This is a genomic window from Martinezella miluonensis (assembly GCF_900094545.1).
Lineage (GTDB): Bacteria > Pseudomonadota > Alphaproteobacteria > Rhizobiales > Rhizobiaceae > Rhizobium > Rhizobium miluonense.
On the sequence record NZ_FMAH01000004.1, the window covers coordinates 226,782 to 242,874 of the forward strand.

The 16,093-nt window shown below is 59.1% G+C and carries 17 protein-coding genes; 11 read left to right on the forward strand and 6 right to left on the reverse strand.

The features are described 5' to 3' along the window. Positions 1–23: 23 nt before the first annotated feature. Positions 24–269: a zinc-finger domain-containing protein gene (locus tag GA0061102_RS06655; protein WP_037152186.1), complete on the reverse strand. Its 246-nt coding sequence runs from the start codon at positions 267–269 to the stop codon at positions 24–26. A gap of 199 nt (positions 270–468) precedes the next feature. Here GA0061102_RS06655 and GA0061102_RS06660 point away from each other — a divergent pair, with 199 nt between their 5' ends. Next, positions 469–1,254 carry an alpha/beta fold hydrolase gene (locus GA0061102_RS06660; RefSeq protein ID WP_092845137.1) on the forward strand — a complete coding sequence of 262 codons (786 nt, stop codon included), beginning with the start codon at positions 469–471 and terminating at the stop codon, positions 1,252–1,254. A gap of 8 nt (positions 1,255–1,262) precedes the next feature. Here GA0061102_RS06660 and GA0061102_RS06665 read toward each other — a convergent pair whose 3' ends face one another. Beyond that, on the reverse strand, positions 1,263–2,063 hold the full coding sequence (locus GA0061102_RS06665) for an enoyl-CoA hydratase-related protein (RefSeq protein WP_092845139.1): 801 nt from the start codon (positions 2,061–2,063) through the stop codon (positions 1,263–1,265). 76 nt (positions 2,064–2,139) lie between these two features. Here GA0061102_RS06665 and cysE point away from each other — a divergent pair, with 76 nt between their 5' ends. The 5 genes from cysE (at position 2,140) to clpA (ending at position 7,274) form a co-directional block, all read left to right on the forward strand. Next, complete coding sequence (gene cysE, locus GA0061102_RS06670) at positions 2,140–3,003, forward strand: serine O-acetyltransferase (protein ID WP_092845141.1); 864 nt, start codon at positions 2,140–2,142, stop codon at positions 3,001–3,003. Between the two features lie 124 nt (positions 3,004–3,127). Continuing rightward, on the forward strand, positions 3,128–3,331 hold the full coding sequence (locus tag GA0061102_RS06675) for a DUF3126 family protein (protein WP_037152189.1): 204 nt from the start codon (positions 3,128–3,130) through the stop codon (positions 3,329–3,331). Between the two features lie 389 nt (positions 3,332–3,720). Continuing rightward, positions 3,721–4,086: a phasin family protein gene (locus tag GA0061102_RS06680; RefSeq protein WP_092845143.1), complete on the forward strand. Its 366-nt coding sequence runs from the start codon at positions 3,721–3,723 to the stop codon at positions 4,084–4,086. A 286-nt stretch (positions 4,087–4,372) separates the two neighbouring features. Beyond that, on the forward strand, positions 4,373–4,726 hold the full coding sequence (gene clpS, locus GA0061102_RS06685; RefSeq protein ID WP_092845145.1) for an ATP-dependent Clp protease adapter ClpS: 354 nt from the start codon (positions 4,373–4,375) through the stop codon (positions 4,724–4,726). 10 nt (positions 4,727–4,736) lie between these two features. Then, positions 4,737–7,274, forward strand: coding sequence for an ATP-dependent Clp protease ATP-binding subunit ClpA (gene clpA / locus GA0061102_RS06690; RefSeq protein WP_092845147.1), 2,538 nt, complete (start codon positions 4,737–4,739; stop codon positions 7,272–7,274). A 105-nt stretch (positions 7,275–7,379) separates the two neighbouring features. Here clpA and GA0061102_RS06695 read toward each other — a convergent pair whose 3' ends face one another. The 4 genes from GA0061102_RS06695 to GA0061102_RS06710 form a co-directional block, all read right to left on the reverse strand. Then, complete coding sequence (locus GA0061102_RS06695) at positions 7,380–7,811, reverse strand: HIT family protein (protein ID WP_092845149.1); 432 nt, start codon at positions 7,809–7,811, stop codon at positions 7,380–7,382. Between the two features lie 142 nt (positions 7,812–7,953). Beyond that, positions 7,954–9,141 carry a GNAT family N-acetyltransferase gene (locus GA0061102_RS06700; protein WP_092845302.1) on the reverse strand — a complete coding sequence of 396 codons (1,188 nt, stop codon included), beginning with the start codon at positions 9,139–9,141 and terminating at the stop codon, positions 7,954–7,956. Positions 9,142–9,266: 125 nt separating this feature from the next. Continuing rightward, entirely contained in the window at positions 9,267–9,986 is a 720-nt protein-coding gene (locus GA0061102_RS06705; RefSeq protein WP_092845151.1) for a glycerophosphodiester phosphodiesterase, read from the reverse strand. Further along, complete coding sequence (locus GA0061102_RS06710; RefSeq protein ID WP_004118745.1) at positions 9,986–10,453, reverse strand: RidA family protein; 468 nt, start codon at positions 10,451–10,453, stop codon at positions 9,986–9,988. Before GA0061102_RS06710 ends, GA0061102_RS06705 begins: the two co-directional genes overlap by 1 nt. Positions 10,454–10,588: 135 nt before the next feature. Here GA0061102_RS06710 and GA0061102_RS06715 point away from each other — a divergent pair, with 135 nt between their 5' ends. The 5 genes from GA0061102_RS06715 to GA0061102_RS06735 all read left to right on the forward strand — a co-directional run bounded on the left by GA0061102_RS06715 (position 10,589) and on the right by GA0061102_RS06735 (position 16,015). Further along, positions 10,589–11,416, forward strand: a complete 828-nt coding sequence (locus GA0061102_RS06715) for a cell envelope integrity EipB family protein (RefSeq protein ID WP_092845153.1) — start codon at positions 10,589–10,591, stop codon at positions 11,414–11,416. A 208-nt stretch (positions 11,417–11,624) separates the two neighbouring features. After that, positions 11,625–12,704 (forward strand): toxic anion resistance protein, encoded by a 1,080-nt coding sequence (locus GA0061102_RS06720; RefSeq protein ID WP_092845155.1) that lies wholly within the window; start codon positions 11,625–11,627, stop codon positions 12,702–12,704. Positions 12,705–12,709: 5 nt separating this feature from the next. Further along, positions 12,710–14,284, forward strand: a complete 1,575-nt coding sequence (locus tag GA0061102_RS06725; protein WP_425348517.1) for a VWA domain-containing protein — start codon at positions 12,710–12,712, stop codon at positions 14,282–14,284. 7 nt (positions 14,285–14,291) lie between these two features. Next, positions 14,292–14,909, forward strand: coding sequence for a 5-bromo-4-chloroindolyl phosphate hydrolysis family protein (locus GA0061102_RS06730; RefSeq protein ID WP_092845157.1), 618 nt, complete (start codon positions 14,292–14,294; stop codon positions 14,907–14,909). Continuing rightward, positions 14,909–16,015: a substrate-binding domain-containing protein gene (locus GA0061102_RS06735; RefSeq protein ID WP_092845159.1), complete on the forward strand. Its 1,107-nt coding sequence runs from the start codon at positions 14,909–14,911 to the stop codon at positions 16,013–16,015. Before GA0061102_RS06730 ends, GA0061102_RS06735 begins: the two co-directional genes overlap by 1 nt. Positions 16,016–16,093 lie beyond the last annotated feature (78 nt).

A 16,093-nucleotide genomic window follows, 5' to 3' on the forward strand; every position in this document is an offset into this window, starting at 1 on the left:
CTGTCCGATCGGACTCTACGGCGTCACGCTGCCTTGAAGTGGAAGACGCAGCCGGCAGGGTTGGTCTGATCCGCCTTCAGCGACGGATTGTAGCGATACAGCGTCGAGCAATAGGAGCAGACCTTCTCGGTCTCGTCGCCGAGATCGATGAAGATATGCGGATGATCGTAGGGAACCGACGCGCCAGTGCACATGAATTCCTTCACGCCGATTTCGATGGCACGGTGTCCGCCGTCGTTCTGGAAATGGGGAATATTGTGACCGGCCATGATGATCTCCAAATGCGTCTTGCCTTGAGCGGCATGAATTGCGCCAGACTTGATAGCCCCTCTTTATAGTCCTTCGCATCGATTGTGTAGTGCGAAAGTCCGGCTCGCAGCAGAGATTTTCGCCGATGCGGGGTTCACCTGATATCACCGATAAAATATGGTCCGGCGCCAGGAAGATCCTGTTTGCAAAGATAGTGCCATGAATTTGAATGCTCCTTCGATGTCCTATTTCGTCAGAGACGGATTGAAGCTCGCCTTTTTCGATGAGGGCGATCCGAACGGTCCGCCGGTGCTGCTGATTCACGGCTTTGCCTCGACGGCAATTGCAAATTGGGTCCATCCGGGTTGGCTCAAAACGCTCGGCGACGCGGGCTATCGTGTGATCGCCATCGATAATCGTGGTCACGGCGCGAGCGACAAGCTCTATGACGCCGATGTCTATCATCCGTGGATTATGGCAGAGGATGCCGTCGCGCTGCTCGACCATCTGGGCATCCCCGAGGCGCATGTGATGGGCTATTCCATGGGCGCCCGCGTTTCGACGTTCATGGCGATGGCGCATCCCGATCGCGTTCGTTCGCTGGTGCTCGGCGGCCTCGGCATCGGCATGGTCGAGGGTGTCGGCGATTGGGATCCGATCGCAGATGCGTTGGTTGCGCCGTCGCTCGATGATGTCACGCATGCCCGCGGGCGCATGTTCCGCGCCTTTGCCGAACAGACGAAGAGCGATCGGCAAGCGCTGGCAGCCTGTATCCAGGGCTCACGCGATCTGGCGACAAGAGAGGATGTGGCGAGGATCCAAGCGCCGACCCTGATCGCCGTCGGCACCAAGGACGATATTGCCGGCTCGGCGCAAGAGCTTGCCGGGTTGATGCCGCATGCCGAGGCCGTCGACATACCGAACCGCGATCATATGCTCGCCGTCGGCGACAAGGTCTTCAAGACGGCGGTTCTTGAATTTTATCAGCGCCTCGACAAGCGCTAGGCCTTAAGTCACTTGCCGGTGAAATGCGGCTTTCGCCGCTCGGCAAAGGCAGCACGGCCCTCGGCATAGTCGTCGCTATCGAAAGTCTCGGCGCCGATCACTTCCGCCTCGCGCAACAGATCGCTATCCTGTTCCAGGACGGCACGGACCGCGAGTTTGGAGGCATGCAATGCAATCGGCGCATTGGCGGCGATAGCATGGGCGAGGGTGGATACTTCGTCATCGAACGAACCGGCCTCGATTTCCTCCAGCAAAAATCCGGCCGCCGCCATCTTCTCGCCCGACATCTGCGCGCCGGTAAAGAGCGCGACCTTGGCCATCTGAGGTCCAAGCGCGTTGACGATGTCCTGCACGGCGTCGGCGGGATAGGCGATGCCGAGACGAACTGCGGGGACGGAGAAGCGTGCGCCTTGCTCGGCGATCCGCAGATCGCAGGCAGCGGCCAGTCCGAAACCGCCGCCGTAGCAGATGCCACGGATCGCCGCGATCGTCGGCACGCGGCAATGTCGGATAGCCTCGAAAGCCTGGCTGTTAAGGGCTTCGTAGGCGACGGCGGTCTCGGAATTCTTGCGCAGGCTGTCGAATTCGCGGATGTCGGCGCCGGCGGAAAAGTCCGCGCCGATACCGCGCAGAATGATGACATGGGCATGTGCCTTGTCGGTCAGCATACGCACAGCTTGAGGGATTGCTCGCCACATGGCGGCCGTTACGGCATTCTTTCGGTCGGGGTTGTTGATCGTGATCGTGCCTATGGCATCACTGCTGGTGACACGGAGGAGACCACCGGCAAAATCGTGCTCGAAATTCATGCTCGCTCGATCCATTTGTCTTGTGTGGCATTTCTTCTATATAATGCACGCCTGACAGAAAATCGGGAGACCGCCAATGGTCGCAGTAACGGATATTCGCCCTTTGGAGGGCTTAGGCGCGGTGAAGGTCGTGGATCCCATATGGGATAGCATGCGCGACGAAGCTCGCACGGCCGCTGAGCGTGACCCGCTCCTTGCCGCTTTCCTCTATTCGACCATCATCAACCATCGCTCGCTGGAAGAATGCGTGATCTATCGCATCTGCGAGCGCCTCGACCATCCGGACATGCAGGCCATTCTCTTGCGCCAGACGTTTGAGGAAATGCTGGCTGACTGGCCGGAATGGGGCGCGATTCTGCGCGTCGATATCCAGGCCGTCTACGATCGCGATCCTGCCTGCCTGCGCTTCATGGAGCCCGTGCTCTATTTCAAGGGGTTCCATGCCCTGCAGACGCATCGTCTCGCCCACTGGCTCTATAATCGCGGCCGCCGCGATTTCGCGCTCTATCTGCAAAGCCGCTCCTCAAGCGTTTTCCAGACGGACATCAATCCGGCAGCACGTATCGGCAAGGGCATCTTCCTCGACCACGCGACGGGTCTCGTCGTTGGCGAAACGGCTGTGATCGGCGACAACGTATCGATCCTGCATGGCGTCACGCTCGGCGGCACCGGCAAGGAGGGCAGCGACCGCCACCCGAAAATCGCCCATGGCGTCCTGATCGGTGCCGGTGCCAAGATCCTTGGCAATATCCAGATCGGTCATTGCTCGCGCATTGCCGCCGGCTCCGTGGTGTTGAAGGAAGTGCCTGCGAAGACGACGGTTGCCGGCGTTCCGGCCAAGGTCGTCGGCGAAGCCGGTTGTTCCGAGCCGTCCCGCTCCATGGATCAGCTGCTTGCCGAACGTGTGGTCGTGGATCAGATTATGGGTGCCGGAATCTAGAGAAATCCAGCCAGACATTCCGAGGCTTGCGCTGTCGCTGGGGAGGTATGCGCGGTTCCGGTCTTTACACCGCCGCTTTTCCTATGCAAGAAGCGGCCAACCGAGATCCTCACGGAGAAGCATTGTGAAGCCTGAAGAAATCAAGAAACTCGACGCCTATTTCAAGCGCACGTTCAACCCGCAGATCGTGGTGAAGGCCCGTCCGCGCAAGAACGATTCGGCGGAAGTTTATCTTGACGAAGAATTTCTGGGCGTCGTCTACATCGACGATGAAGATGGCGATCGTTCCTACAATTTCTCGATGGCTATCCTGGACGTCGATCTCTAGTCCGCGTGGGCAATATCCGATATTGCAACCGAATTCCTGGGCCGTATTTCATTGAAATACGGCTCTTTTCTTTGAAGATGGCGGGAAATGCCATCGTCAGGCGCTCCTGAGTACCGATTGAGTTTGTCATCGGCCCGATCGTGATTTTCCCAGCAACGGCAATATTTCTGTCAAAGCCTGCGGTTGTAGGAGGCAATGACATATATTAGCGAAAACAAAATGATGCAGCGCAAACACCGCCGCTGACATGACATTGTCACCGGAAATACAATCTTGGGTGGATATTGCATCGCACAAGACTACTTGACTAATTGTGCGTCGCATTTAAGTTTCCTGCCTGTAAACCGGCCGCCGGCCGGCCAACAACAGGCCAACAAGGGACGGAGAGCATGTTTAATTTCGACGAAGCGAACAAGAAGGGCAAGGAAGCTATGGACACGGCGCTGAAGAGCTATTCCGACGTCAGCAAGGGCTTCCAGGCGATTGCCGCCGAAGCTGCAGAGTATTCCAAGAAGTCGTTCCAGGACGGCGTTACGCATTTCGAAACGCTCGCCGGCGTCAAGAGCTTCGAAGCGGCTTTCGAACTCCAGAGCAGCTATGTGAAGTCCGCCTACGAAAACTTCGTTGCCGAAGCCACCAAGCTCGGCGAAATGTATGCCGATATCGCCAAGGTTGCTTACAAGCCTTACGAAGCGCCCGTCGCCGCTGCGACGAAGGCTGCCAGCAAGGCTGTGGCACCGGCAACGGCTGCCTGATCTCTCGCTAAAAACAAAGATTTCCGGAAGGACCGGCTACGCGATGCGTGGCCGGTCTTTTATTTTTTCGCATACCGGACAAGAACCGAAGATATGCCGCGACTTTTTTGGTCGCAGCCCATTTTGTCAGCGAATTGTGATTGCAGTGTCCCGTAAGGGGCTTAAAATCGCGCCGATATGAACTAAGTTAGAGGTTCGGATATTCGGCCCGACCAAATAAAGAAACCAACCGAGTTGCCAAGTCGGAATGCGATAGCTTCTGCCGGATGATTTGAGGAAGAATGAAATGATCGCTGAGCCGATCCGGATGCAAAACAACAACGAAAGGAATGGGGACAACGGAAATCGTGGGACCTCGGTGATTACACGCACCAAACCCAAAACCAAAAAGCCCAACCTGTATCGTGTGCTGCTTCTGAACGACGACTACACGCCCATGGACTTCGTGATCCATATCCTGGAGCGTTTCTTTCAAAAGGATCTCGAAAGTGCCACCCGCATCATGCTTCATGTCCACAACCACGGCGTCGGCGAGTGCGGGATATATACATATGAAGTGGCGGAAACGAAGGTGAGCCAGGTGATGGATTTTGCCCGGGAGCACCAGCATCCGCTGCAATGTGTTATGGAAAAGAAGTGAGGATCTGAACGTGCCAACATTTTCGCCTAGTCTTGAGAAGGCGCTGCATCAGGCACTGACCTACGCGAACGAGCGGCATCACGAGTATGCCACGCTGGAACATCTGCTTTTGGCGCTGGTAGACGACGCCGATGCCGCAGCTGTCATGGGCGCGTGCAATGTTGATCTCGACGCGCTCCGTAAGACTCTGACTGAATACGTCGATAATGAACTTTCCAACCTGATTACGGGCTATGATGAGGACTCGAAGCCGACATCCGGCTTCCAGCGAGTCATTCAGCGTGCCGTAATCCATGTGCAGTCGTCCGGTCGCGAGGAAGTGACGGGCGCCAATGTTCTCGTCGCGATTTTCGCGGAACGGGAAAGCCATGCCGCATTCTTCCTGCAGGAGCAGGAAATGACCCGCTACGACGCGGTCAACTATATCTCGCACGGTATCGGCAAGCGTCCGGGCTCCACCCAGACCCGCACGCCGCGCGGCGCCGAGGAAAGCGAATCCGAGAGCAAGCCGACCTCCCGCGGCGAGCAGGAGGAAGGTAACGGCAAGAAGCAGCAGGATGCGCTGAAGGCCTATTGCGTCAACCTCAACGAGAAGGCCAAGAACGGCAAGATCGATCCGCTGATCGGCCGCCACTCGGAGGTCAACCGCACCATCCAGGTGCTGTGCCGCCGCTCGAAGAACAATCCGCTCTATGTCGGCGACCCCGGTGTGGGCAAGACGGCGATTGCCGAAGGTCTTGCCAAGCGGATCGTCGAAGGCAAGGTCCCGGAAGCTCTGGCCGATGCCACGATCTTTTCGCTGGATATGGGCACGCTGCTTGCCGGCACCCGCTATCGCGGCGATTTCGAAGAACGCCTGAAGCAGGTCGTCAAGGAGCTCGAAGAGTATCCGGGCGCCGTGCTGTTCATCGACGAGATCCACACCGTCATTGGCGCCGGTGCCACCTCCGGCGGCGCGATGGATGCATCGAACCTGCTGAAGCCGGCTCTTTCCTCGGGTGCGATCCGTTGCATCGGTTCGACCACCTATAAGGAATACCGTCAGTTCTTCGAGAAGGACCGGGCACTTGTCCGCCGCTTCCAGAAGATCGACGTCAACGAGCCGAGCATCGAGGATGCCATCGAAATCATGAAGGGCCTGAAGCCCTATTTCGAAGAGTATCATCACCTGCGCTACTCGAACGACGCCATCAAGTCGGCTGTCGAGCTGTCGGCTCGCTATATCTCCGACCGCAAGCTGCCGGATAAGGCGATTGACGTCATTGACGAGACGGGTGCCGCACAAATGCTGCTGCCGCCGTCAAAGCGTCGCAAGCTGATAACCGAGCGCGAGATCGAGGTGACGATCGCCACCATGGCCCGCATCCCGCCGAAGACGGTTTCCAAGGATGACGAGATGGTTCTCGCCAACCTCGAGCAGGAACTACGTTCGGTCGTCTACGGCCAGGATACGGCGATCGAAGCGCTTTCGACCTCGATCAAGCTGGCTCGCGCGGGCTTGCGCGAACCGAACAAGCCGATCGGCTGCTACGTCTTCTCCGGCCCCACTGGCGTCGGCAAGACTGAGGTCGCCAAGCAGCTTGCTTCGTCGCTCGGCGTCGAACTGCTGCGCTTCGACATGTCGGAATATATGGAGCGTCATACGGTCTCCCGTCTGCTCGGAGCACCTCCCGGCTATGTCGGCTTCGACCAGGGCGGCCTCTTGACCGATGGCGTCGACCAGCACCCGCACAGCGTGGTTCTGCTTGACGAAATCGAGAAGGCGCATCCGGATATCTTCAATATCCTGCTGCAGGTCATGGACCACGGCGCGCTGACCGACCACAACGGCAAGAAGATCGACTTCCGCAACGTCATCCTGATCATGACGACCAATGCGGGCGCCTCGGAAATGGCCAAGGCCGCCATCGGCTTCGGTTCGTCCAAGCGTACGGGCGAGGATGAAGAGGCGCTCAACCGCCTGTTCACGCCGGAATTCCGCAACCGTCTGGATGCGGTCATTCCCTTCGCAGCGCTGCCGACGACGGTCATCCACAAGGTCGTGCAGAAGTTCATCATGCAGCTGGAAGCACAGCTTTCCGAACGGAATGTTACCTTCGACCTGCATGAGGATGCTATCGCCTGGCTGTCCGAGAAGGGCTACGACGACAAGATGGGCGCCCGTCCGCTGGCGCGCGTCATCCAGGAAAACATCAAGAAGCCGCTGGCGAACGAAATCCTCTTCGGCAAGCTGAAGAAGGGCGGCGTCGTCACCGTCACGGTCGGCGAGAAAGAAGACGGCAGTACCGGCATCGTGCTCAACGCGACCGCCGATACCACGCCGATCCGCCCGAAGCCGGAGGCGGAGGTCGGTGAACCGGTCGTCGAGGTGGAAGAGGATGACGGCGATACCGCCGTCAAGACCAGAAGCCGCGTCAGCAAGGCCGGTGCCGCCGCCGCCGCGCGCCGTTCCGCCAAGGCTGCGGCGGCAGCCAGTGAAAATGAAGAGCCGGAAGGCAAGTCGCCGCGTAAGGGCGGCGGCACGGTTCCGAAGGTTCCGCGTAAGTAACTGCTGAAACTAGCTGAAACGAAAGGCTGCATTGGAAACAATGCAGCCTTTTCATTTTGTTAAATGGAATTCTTGATGTGAAATCTCACGAAGCGCGACCGCGCCTCATCCGCCCAGTGCTTCGATGATCTTCTTGGCATTCTCAGCCAATACCGCGCCATCTTCCATCTTGCCCGAATGCGGTTTCAGCGCGACGCCCTCGAGGCGCGGGATAACGTGGAAATGCAGGTGGAACACGGTCTGACCGGCGGAAGGCTCGTTGAACTGGGCGATATAGACGCCATCGGCATCGAAGGCTTCCTGAACCGCGATGGCGACTTTCTGGACGACGGTGATTGCATGCTGCAGGGCAGCCGGATCGGCGTCGAAAATATTGCGCGACGAGGATTTCGGCAGAACCAGCGTATGGCCCGGCGACTGCGGCATCACATCCATGAAAGCAACCGTGTGCTCATCCTCGTAGACGCGATAGGAAGGGATCTCGCCCTTCAGGATCTTCGCGAAGATATTGTTGTCGTCATAGGCGGGGCTGGTCATCCAGGATCTCCTCGTCTTGCTTTGTGATCGTGTTGAGCGGCTACAGCAATTCCAGGAAAAATGTATAGCGGTTTTCCGGTCGGAATTGCGTAAAAACAAAAAGATAGAGCGTTTTCGCGATTCGAAGAAAAGCGGAAAGGCTCTAGATATCCTGCCGTTCGCCTTTGCGGAAGGGGCTGTGTTCGGTGAGGATTTCGCTCATCTCCTCCACCTGTTCCCGCTCATGCTTGAGATAGTCGGCAACGGCGCGCCGCAGGCCCTGATGGCCGATATAATGCGCCGAATGGGTGATGACCGGAAGATAGCCGCGGGCCAGCTTGTGCTCGCCCTGCGCTCCAGCCTCCACGCGCTTCAATCCCTTGCTGAGCGCAAAATCGATCGCCTGATGATAGCAGACCTCGAAATGCAGGAAGGGGTGATCCTCGATGCAGCCCCAGTGCCGGCCATAGAGCGTTTCGCCGCCGATGAAATTGATGGCGCCGGCAATATAGCGCCCCTCGCGCTTGGCCATGACAAGCAGGACATCCTCGGGCATGCGCTCGCCGATCAGCGAATAGAATTTCCGGGTCAGATAGGGCCGGCCCCATTTGCGGCTGCCGGTATCCATGTAGAAGGCGAAGAACTGATCCCAGATGTTTTCGGTGAGATCGCTGCCGGTCAGCCAGTCGATGCTGATGCCATGCTCCAGCGCCGCACGCCGTTCTTTCTTCAATGCCTTGCGCTTGCGGGATGCCAGCGTCTCCAGGAAGGCATCGTGATCGGCATAACCTTTATTGATGAAGTGAAACTGCTGGTCGGTACGATGTAGATAGCCGTTGCCCTCGAAGATCGAAGCTTCGTCCTCCGGCAGGAAAGTGATGTGCGCGGAGGAAGCACCGAGCTGACGGGTGACTTCCTTCAGGCTTTCGGCAAGCGCCGGCTGCAGCACGCTCCGGTCCTGTCCCTCGGCGACGAGAAGCCGCGGCCCGGTCGCGGGCGTGAAGGGAATGGAGCATTGCAGTTTCGGATAGTAGCGCCCGCCGGCACGCTCGAAGGCATCGGCCCAGCCATGATCGAAGACATATTCGCCCTGGCTATGGCTCTTCAGATAGCCGATCACCGCGCCGAGCAATTCGCCGTCGTCGGTTTCGAGCAGCAGATGATTGCCGAGCCAGCCCGTCTTGTCCGTCGCGGAGCCGGACTCCTCGAGCGACGACAGGAAGGCGTGCGAGACGAAGGGGTTGTATGGCAGCACGCTACCGGTTTTGGACGCCCCGGCCAGCTTGGACCAGCTCTCCGGAGCGATATTCTTGAAGGATCGTTCGACTCGAATAGATAATTCGTCTGTCATCAAACTCTTGGCGCTAAGAAGGAAGGACTGGGCTTTCGCCGCTGCGCTATGCATCCGGCAGGATGCGCTACTAGCGCAGCGGAATTTCAGGTTTGCCCGCAGCCTCTCCTTCGATCGATCCCGATTTACGAGGCTGTGCGCGGGTCAAAACCTTCGAAGGTCATCTGGTCTGCATTGGCAAATGTTTGCTTGCGGGCCGCTTCGTCGCGCACGGTCCAGGTGATGACCGGAATGCCGCGCTGGCGCTGCGCCGTGATGAAGGGGTTCGGCAGGTGGCCAAAGAAGTATGATATGAAGTCTAGCCCAAGATGCATGGCTTCGTCATGCTGAAAAAACGTCTCAGGCTTGTTTCCTTCAGCCGTGAGGCCGACCGGGTAGGGCGATTCCAGGGCCTTGAGGTCCTTGAGCAGCCATTGGTCGAAACTCATCAGCGCGACATTTCCCTTGTAGCCTTCGAGGACTTCGAGCACGGATTCGGCAAAGCCTTCGTCATCGCCTTCGCGGCCCTTGAGTTCCAGCACGAGCGGCACCTTGCCGTCACAGAGCCGCAAAAGCTGCTTCAAGGTCGGGATCTTGTCCTTGGTGCCGCCGATCGAGAGCAGCCCGAGCTCGGCCGAGGTGCGCTCGCGTACCTCTCCGGGCAGGTTGCACACGCGCTGAAGATCGTCGTCATGGAAGACGACCGGAACGCCGTCCGAGGCGTAATGCAGGTCGCACTCGATGGCAAAACCTGCCTCGATGGCGCGGCTGAAGGCCGAGAGCGTGTTCTCCCAGACCTGCCCGTTCATGTCATGATAGCCACGATGAGCGACGGGGCGCTCGGTCAGCCAGGCAAGCTTGCTCATTATGCGATTTCCAGAATGGCATCGATCTCGACGGCGGCATTCAGCGGCAGCGCGGCCATGCCGACGGCGGCTCGGGCGTGCTTGCCGGCTTCGCCCAGCACATTTGCCAGAAGATTGGAGGCGCCGTTGATCACAAGATGTTGTTCGACGAAATCCGGCGTCGAAGCGACGAAGCCATTCAGCTTGATCAGCCGCTTGATGCGGCCGAGATCGCCGCCGAGAGCAGCCTTCGCCTGGGCGAGAATGTTGATGGCGCAGAGTTCAGCTGCGCGCTGGCCGCCGGCAACATCGACGTCCTTGCCGAGATGGCCCGTCACGCCGATCTTGCCGTTTTCCATCGGCAGCTGGCCGGACAGATAGAGAAGATTGCCGCTGATGACATAGGGAACGTAGTTGGCGGCCGGTGCTGCGGCTTGCGGCAAAGCGATACCAAGTTCCTTCAGGCGAGCCTCTATGGCAGCGGACATTTTCATCTCCCGTTTTGTTGTAAAAACTTCAAAAATCCGGCATCAAGACTCAATTCCGACAACTGGAACCGGCAGCCTCGTTTCAGCCGAAAGCGTTCTTATAACATCGCGTGCGAGTCCAACAGGAGATAATGAATGTTCCGCTCGAGTATTGCTGCCACCGTCGTTTCGGGGCTGGGCATTCTTTCAATGGCGACGCCCGCGGCCCATGCAGCCGGCCCAAGCGGACTGATCGCACATCGCGCCGTCTACGATCTCGAGCTGAAGGATGCATCCGATCGCTCCGGCATTGCCGGCATGGTCGGACGCATGGTCTACGAATTCGAAGGCTCCGATTGCGCCGGCTTCACCACCAATTTCCGCTTCGTGACGAAGATCGACACTGGCGATTCCACCCGCGTCAGCGACCAGCAGACGACTACCTTCGAGGATCTCGGCAAGCGGATATTTCGTTTTGAGACCAAGTCCTACACGGACAGCCAGCTCGACAAGGACGTGCGCGGTGCTGCCACCGACGACCAGAAGGGCATAAAGGTCGATCTGAGCCAGCCGCAGAGCAAGCAGATCGAGCTCATCGAAAGCCGCTTCCCGACCGAGCACATGCTCGACATCATCCACAATGCCAAGCTCGGCAAGAGTTTCTTCGAGGCTCAAGTCTTCGATGGTTCGGACGATGGTGACAAGTCGCTGATCGCCACCACCGTCGTCGGCAAGCAGCAAACGCCCGCCAAGGATGACCCGGACGCCGACAAGGCCGGTCCTTTCGCGCAGACGGCTTTCTGGCCGGTGAGCGTCGCCTATTTCAACGAGAAGTCCAGCGGCGACGCCATGCCGGTCTACCGCATGTCATTCAAGCTTTATGAGAACGGCATAACGCGCGATCTCACCATGGACTACGGCGACTTCGCCCTGACAGGCAAACTCACGAAGCTCGAGGTTCTCGATAGCAAGGCGTGCCAATAGCTATCTGCTCTCAAAGCGCGAATTCATTGTCATAAAACTGTGATCCAAGTTTCACTATTGTGTGAAACGATCGGCACGCGTGGGTGAGTCTAGCCATCGCCCGTGCCGATCTGGAATTGTAGTCGGGCGCGCGGGGGAATGATCGTCTTTGGGGCGATTGGAAGTTTTTGCGGTCGGCTCCGTGTTGATGGACAGGAAAGCGCGACCTATGAGCAATATCGATATCTCCACCGGTTCCAGCAATACTCTGCCGGTTGTCGCCGCCGATCCGGCGGAAATCGCTCGCATCGGTGACAGCATCGATCTGACCGATCGTGCCGGCATTTCCGTCTATGGAGATCGTGCTCAGCAAGCGGTTTCCGATTATTCTGACCGCGTCCTGCGCGAGGTCCGCAATCGCGATCTCGGTGAGGTCGGCAAGCTGCTGACCGATATCATCGTCAAGTCGAAGAAGCTCGACCCGGCCTCGCTAAAGGATGAGGGCTTCCTGTCGCGGATGTTTTCCTCGTTCCGGGCGCGGCTGGAGCGTTTCAAGGAACAGTTCGAGGATGTGGCCGGCCAGATCGACCGCATCGGGCTGGAGCTCGACCGCCACAAGGATGTTTTGCGCCGCGACATCGCCCTTCTGGACGATCTGCATGAAGAGACCAAGCAGTCCATCGTGCAGCTCGACGCCTATGTGCAGGCTGGCAAGGATTTTGCCGAGCGTTTTCGCACCACCGAACTTCCGCGGTTGAAGAGCGTCGCCGACGCGGCCTCCGCCCATCCCGGTGGCGGCATGCTGGAGGCACAGGTCTACCAAGATAGCCTGCAGGCCCTCGATCGGCTGGAGAAGCGGGTTTTCTACCTGCAGCAGGCGCGCCAGCTCGGCATCCAGCAATTGCCGCAGATCCGTATCGTCCAGTCCGGCGACGAAACCCTGATCGAAAACCTGCAGGCGACCTCCGCGCTGACGGTGCCGGCCTGGAAGCAGAAGATGGTGATCCTGCTCGGCCTCACCCAGCAGAAATCCGCGCTCGAATTGCAGAAGACGGTCACCGACGCCACCAACGACATGATCCGCGAGGCATCGAAAATGATGAAGGATCAGGCGATTGCCATAGAACAGCAATCGCAGCGCGGTATCGTAGATATCGACACGCTGGCCGCCGCCAATCGCGATCTCATCGACACCATCAACGGTGTCCTGAAGGTGCAGGAGGATGGCCGCGCCAAGCGAGCCGAGGCCGAACAGCGGATGCAGAAAATGACCGTTGAGCTCAAAAAGGCAATGATCGAGGTGCGTTGAAGGCCATGGCGATGCGCACTTTCGTTACCGGGCTGACACTGGCAGGCCTATTCATGCTGAGCGGCTGCAATGTCGGCGGGCAGGGCCCGAAGTTTTCGATCGTTTCCGGCTCGGAAAACACCGTGCTGCAGCCGATCATCGAGGAGTTCTGCAAGGAAAAGAAGGCGAGCTGCAGTTTCACCTATGAGGGCACGCTGGATATCGGCCTTGCCCTTCAGAGCGAGAAGGGCGTCGAGCAGGACGCCGTCTGGCCGGCATCGAGCGTCTGGGTCGACATGTTCGATGCCAAGCGCCGCGTGAAGTTGCTGACTTCAGTCGCGCAGATGCCCGTCATTCTCGGTGTGCGTAAATCCAAGGCCCAGGCGCTCGGCTGGGTCGGCAAGCCGGTCTATATGAGGGATATATTGGCGGCCGTGAAAAGCGGTTCGCTGAAATTCCTCATGACGTCAGCCACGCAATCCAATTCGGGCGCCAGCGCCTATCTCGGCATGCTGTCGAGCGCGCTGGGCAACAAGCCCGTCATAGAGCCGGGCGATCTCGATAAGCCGGACGTGCAGGGTGCCGTCCGCTCCCTGCTTGCCGGCGTCGAGCGCTCCTCGGGCTCGTCGGGCTGGCTTGCTGATCTCTATACGGAGTCGGCGACAAAGGGCGTGCTTTATGACGCCATGTGGAACTACGAGGCGCTGCTGAAAGAGACCAACGACAAGCTGGTGGGCATGGGCAAGGAGCCGCTCTATGCCATCTATCCTGCCGATGGCGTCGTGGTCGCCGATTCGCCGATCGGCTTCATCGATCACGGCCGAGGGCAGGAGGTCGAGACCTTCTTCAATCAGCTCGGCGAATACCTACGGTCAGCACCCGTACAGAAGCGTATCGCCGATACCGGCCGCCGCATTCCGCTCGCCGATGTCTCTGCCAAGCCGGACCCGTCATGGAATTTCGATCCCACGCGCCTGGTGACCGCGATCCGCATGCCGGAACCCGCCGTGATCCGTCAGGCACTCGATCTCTATCAGGTGGCATTGCGAAAGCCCTCGCTGACGGCCCTCTGCCTGGATTTTTCCGGGTCGATGGAAGGCAAGGGAGAGAGCCAGCTGCAGGCGGCGATGCAGTTCCTGTTCAATCCGGATGAGACCGGCAAGGTGCTTGCGCAGTGGACGCTAGCCGATCGCATCATGGTCATTCCCTTCGACGCCGATGTGCGGACGACTTTCGAGGGCACCGGAAATCCGGCCCAGCAGAAAATGCTGGTCGACAAGGTTTCGCGCCAGCATGCCGGCGGCGGTACGGATATGTATGCCTGCGCGAGCAGGGCGCTTGACTGGATGAACGCGACGCGGGATCTGTCGTCTTATCTGCCGGCGATCGTCATCATGACCGACGGAAAGTCCGATGATGCCAATCGTGATTTCATGGGCAAGTGGGCTTCGGTGAGCCCGCATGTGCCGGTGTTCGGCATCACCTTCGGCGATGCGGACAAGCGACAGCTCGATGCTCTTGCGAAAGAGACCTCGGCACGCGTCTTCGATGGCCGCGGCGATCTGGTCAGCGCATTCCGGGCAGTGCGCGGCTATAACTAGGACGATAATGCGCAACTGGTTCGGCAATGACTGGAATTGGATTGTGGCGGGGTTCGCCGCCGCGATCGTCGTTCCCATGCTCAGCTTCTTTGCCGGCATGCCGATATGGATCGCGGCGATCATCGGTCTCTTGGTCTTCGTTGGCCTGATCTTCGTGCTCGCGCCGAAGCGCCTCTTCGAAGGGCTGGATGCCAAGGCGGTCGGCAGGGGACGCCTTGAATTTGCCCGTGACTTGTTGAGTGCGGCGGCACCCGCCGCCCAAAGGCTGGAAGCGTCGGCGGGCCAGATCGCCAGCAAGGAAACGGCAAAACGGGTGCGACATCTGGCGGAGATCGCCGCCGACGTCTTCGCCAAGGTGGAGGCCAATCCGGAAAGCGCCGGCACCGTCAGGCGGTTCCTCAGCTATTATCTGCCGCGCGCGGCAGAGGTGGCCGAGGGGTTTGCCACAATCGAGGCGAAGCGTCAGCCGGATGCTGCGCGCCTACAGGAGGTCGGTCTCGTTCTGACCAAGCTGGAAGACGCTTTCGTGCACTATTCCGACAGCCTGGTCGAAGACAGGCTGGATACGCTTGATACGGAGCTGCGCCTCATACAGGCCTCGCTCAAAGAGGATATAGGACCCTGATGGCCATTTCCCGCCGCGCTTTTGGAGTAGGGCTTCTAGCTACTGGTGTTGCAGGGACCGGCGGCTATTTCGCCGTCAAGGATCGGCCGGAACTGCAGGGGTTGCTCGGCAATCGCACGAAGCTGTTCGGCTTCATCGGTGGCGAGAAGGAAGCATTCCTTGCCGATCAGGATGTGATTTCGGCGCTGCACAGCCACGGACTTGAGATCAACAGCCGTGTCGCGGGCTCCGTGGAAATGGTGCGGGAGCAGGTGCTTCTGTCGCAGAACCCCGCCTTCCTCTGGCCGTCCTCGTCGATCATGGTCGATATCGCCCGGCAGAACGGCATCAAGATCCGCAATGATCGCGTCATCCTCAACACGCCTGTCGTCGTCTATTCCTGGCAGCCTGTCGTCGAAGGATTGACGAAGGCAGGGCTTGTCACCACGACGGCGGAGGGACATCACCAGCTCGACCTAAAGGCGCTGCTGGATGCCGTGCTTGCCGGGACGAACTGGTCGAAGCTCGGCGTCAATTCGCTCTACGGTCAGGCAAGAATCGTCTCGACGGACCCCAACCGCTCCAACTCCGGCTTCATGTTCTCCGGTCTGGTGCTCAGCCTTCTGAGCGGTAATGTGGCTAGCGGCGCCGGTCTCGCGCAGTTCGGAGACAAGGCGCAGGCCATTTTCCGCAACATGGGCTTCAAATCGTCGTCGTCGGGCAAGCTCTTCGAGCAATATCTGGCAGGCGGCATCGGTGGCGAGCCGATGATCATTGGGTACGAGAATCAGCTGGTGGAATGGATCCTCGCCGACCCGCAGCGTTGGAAGAGGGTCCAGGCCAGCAATGGCGCCAAGCCCGTGGTGCTCTATCCGCATCCGACCGTCTATTCCGCCCATCCCCTTATCGCCATCGACGAACAGGTCGATCGTATGATCGAGGCGCTCATCGGCCCGCGATTGCAGCAGCTCGCCTGGACCAAGCACGGTTTTCGCGGGCCGCTCGGCACGGTGACGGGCGATGCCGACAGCGCCATTGCCGGCCTGCTGCCGGCGGAAATCGATGCCGTCTTGCCGATGCCGGACGCCAATGTCATGCTGGCGTTGCTCGATAAACTGGCCGCATGAGGGCGGGGTAGGGCTATTTTTTTGACGAAAGCCTTGCATTCCCGGCAAATCGAATGTATGGGCAGCCGCATTCCACAC

Coding starts and splice junctions, on each gene's coding strand:
- GA0061102_RS06715 (WP_092845153.1), top strand. CDS start 10,589: ATGTTCCGCTCGAGTATTGCTGCCACCGTCGTTTCGGGGCTGGGCATT.
- GA0061102_RS06655 (WP_037152186.1), bottom strand. CDS start 269: ATGGCCGGTCACAATATTCCCCATTTCCAGAACGACGGCGGACACCGT.
- GA0061102_RS06730 (WP_092845157.1), top strand. CDS start 14,292: ATGCGCAACTGGTTCGGCAATGACTGGAATTGGATTGTGGCGGGGTTC.
- clpS (WP_092845145.1), top strand. CDS start 4,373: ATGATCGCTGAGCCGATCCGGATGCAAAACAACAACGAAAGGAATGGG.
- GA0061102_RS06710 (WP_004118745.1), bottom strand. CDS start 10,453: ATGTCCGCTGCCATAGAGGCTCGCCTGAAGGAACTTGGTATCGCTTTG.
- GA0061102_RS06665 (WP_092845139.1), bottom strand. CDS start 2,063: ATGAATTTCGAGCACGATTTTGCCGGTGGTCTCCTCCGTGTCACCAGC.
- GA0061102_RS06705 (WP_092845151.1), bottom strand. CDS start 9,986: ATGAGCAAGCTTGCCTGGCTGACCGAGCGCCCCGTCGCTCATCGTGGC.
- GA0061102_RS06680 (WP_092845143.1), top strand. CDS start 3,721: ATGTTTAATTTCGACGAAGCGAACAAGAAGGGCAAGGAAGCTATGGAC.
- GA0061102_RS06735 (WP_092845159.1), top strand. CDS start 14,909: ATGGCCATTTCCCGCCGCGCTTTTGGAGTAGGGCTTCTAGCTACTGGT.
- GA0061102_RS06695 (WP_092845149.1), bottom strand. CDS start 7,811: ATGACCAGCCCCGCCTATGACGACAACAATATCTTCGCGAAGATCCTG.
- GA0061102_RS06700 (WP_092845302.1), bottom strand. CDS start 9,141: ATGACAGACGAATTATCTATTCGAGTCGAACGATCCTTCAAGAATATC.
- GA0061102_RS06660 (WP_092845137.1), top strand. CDS start 469: ATGAATTTGAATGCTCCTTCGATGTCCTATTTCGTCAGAGACGGATTG.
- GA0061102_RS06720 (WP_092845155.1), top strand. CDS start 11,625: ATGAGCAATATCGATATCTCCACCGGTTCCAGCAATACTCTGCCGGTT.
- GA0061102_RS06725 (WP_425348517.1), top strand. CDS start 12,710: ATGGCGATGCGCACTTTCGTTACCGGGCTGACACTGGCAGGCCTATTC.
- cysE (WP_092845141.1), top strand. CDS start 2,140: ATGGTCGCAGTAACGGATATTCGCCCTTTGGAGGGCTTAGGCGCGGTG.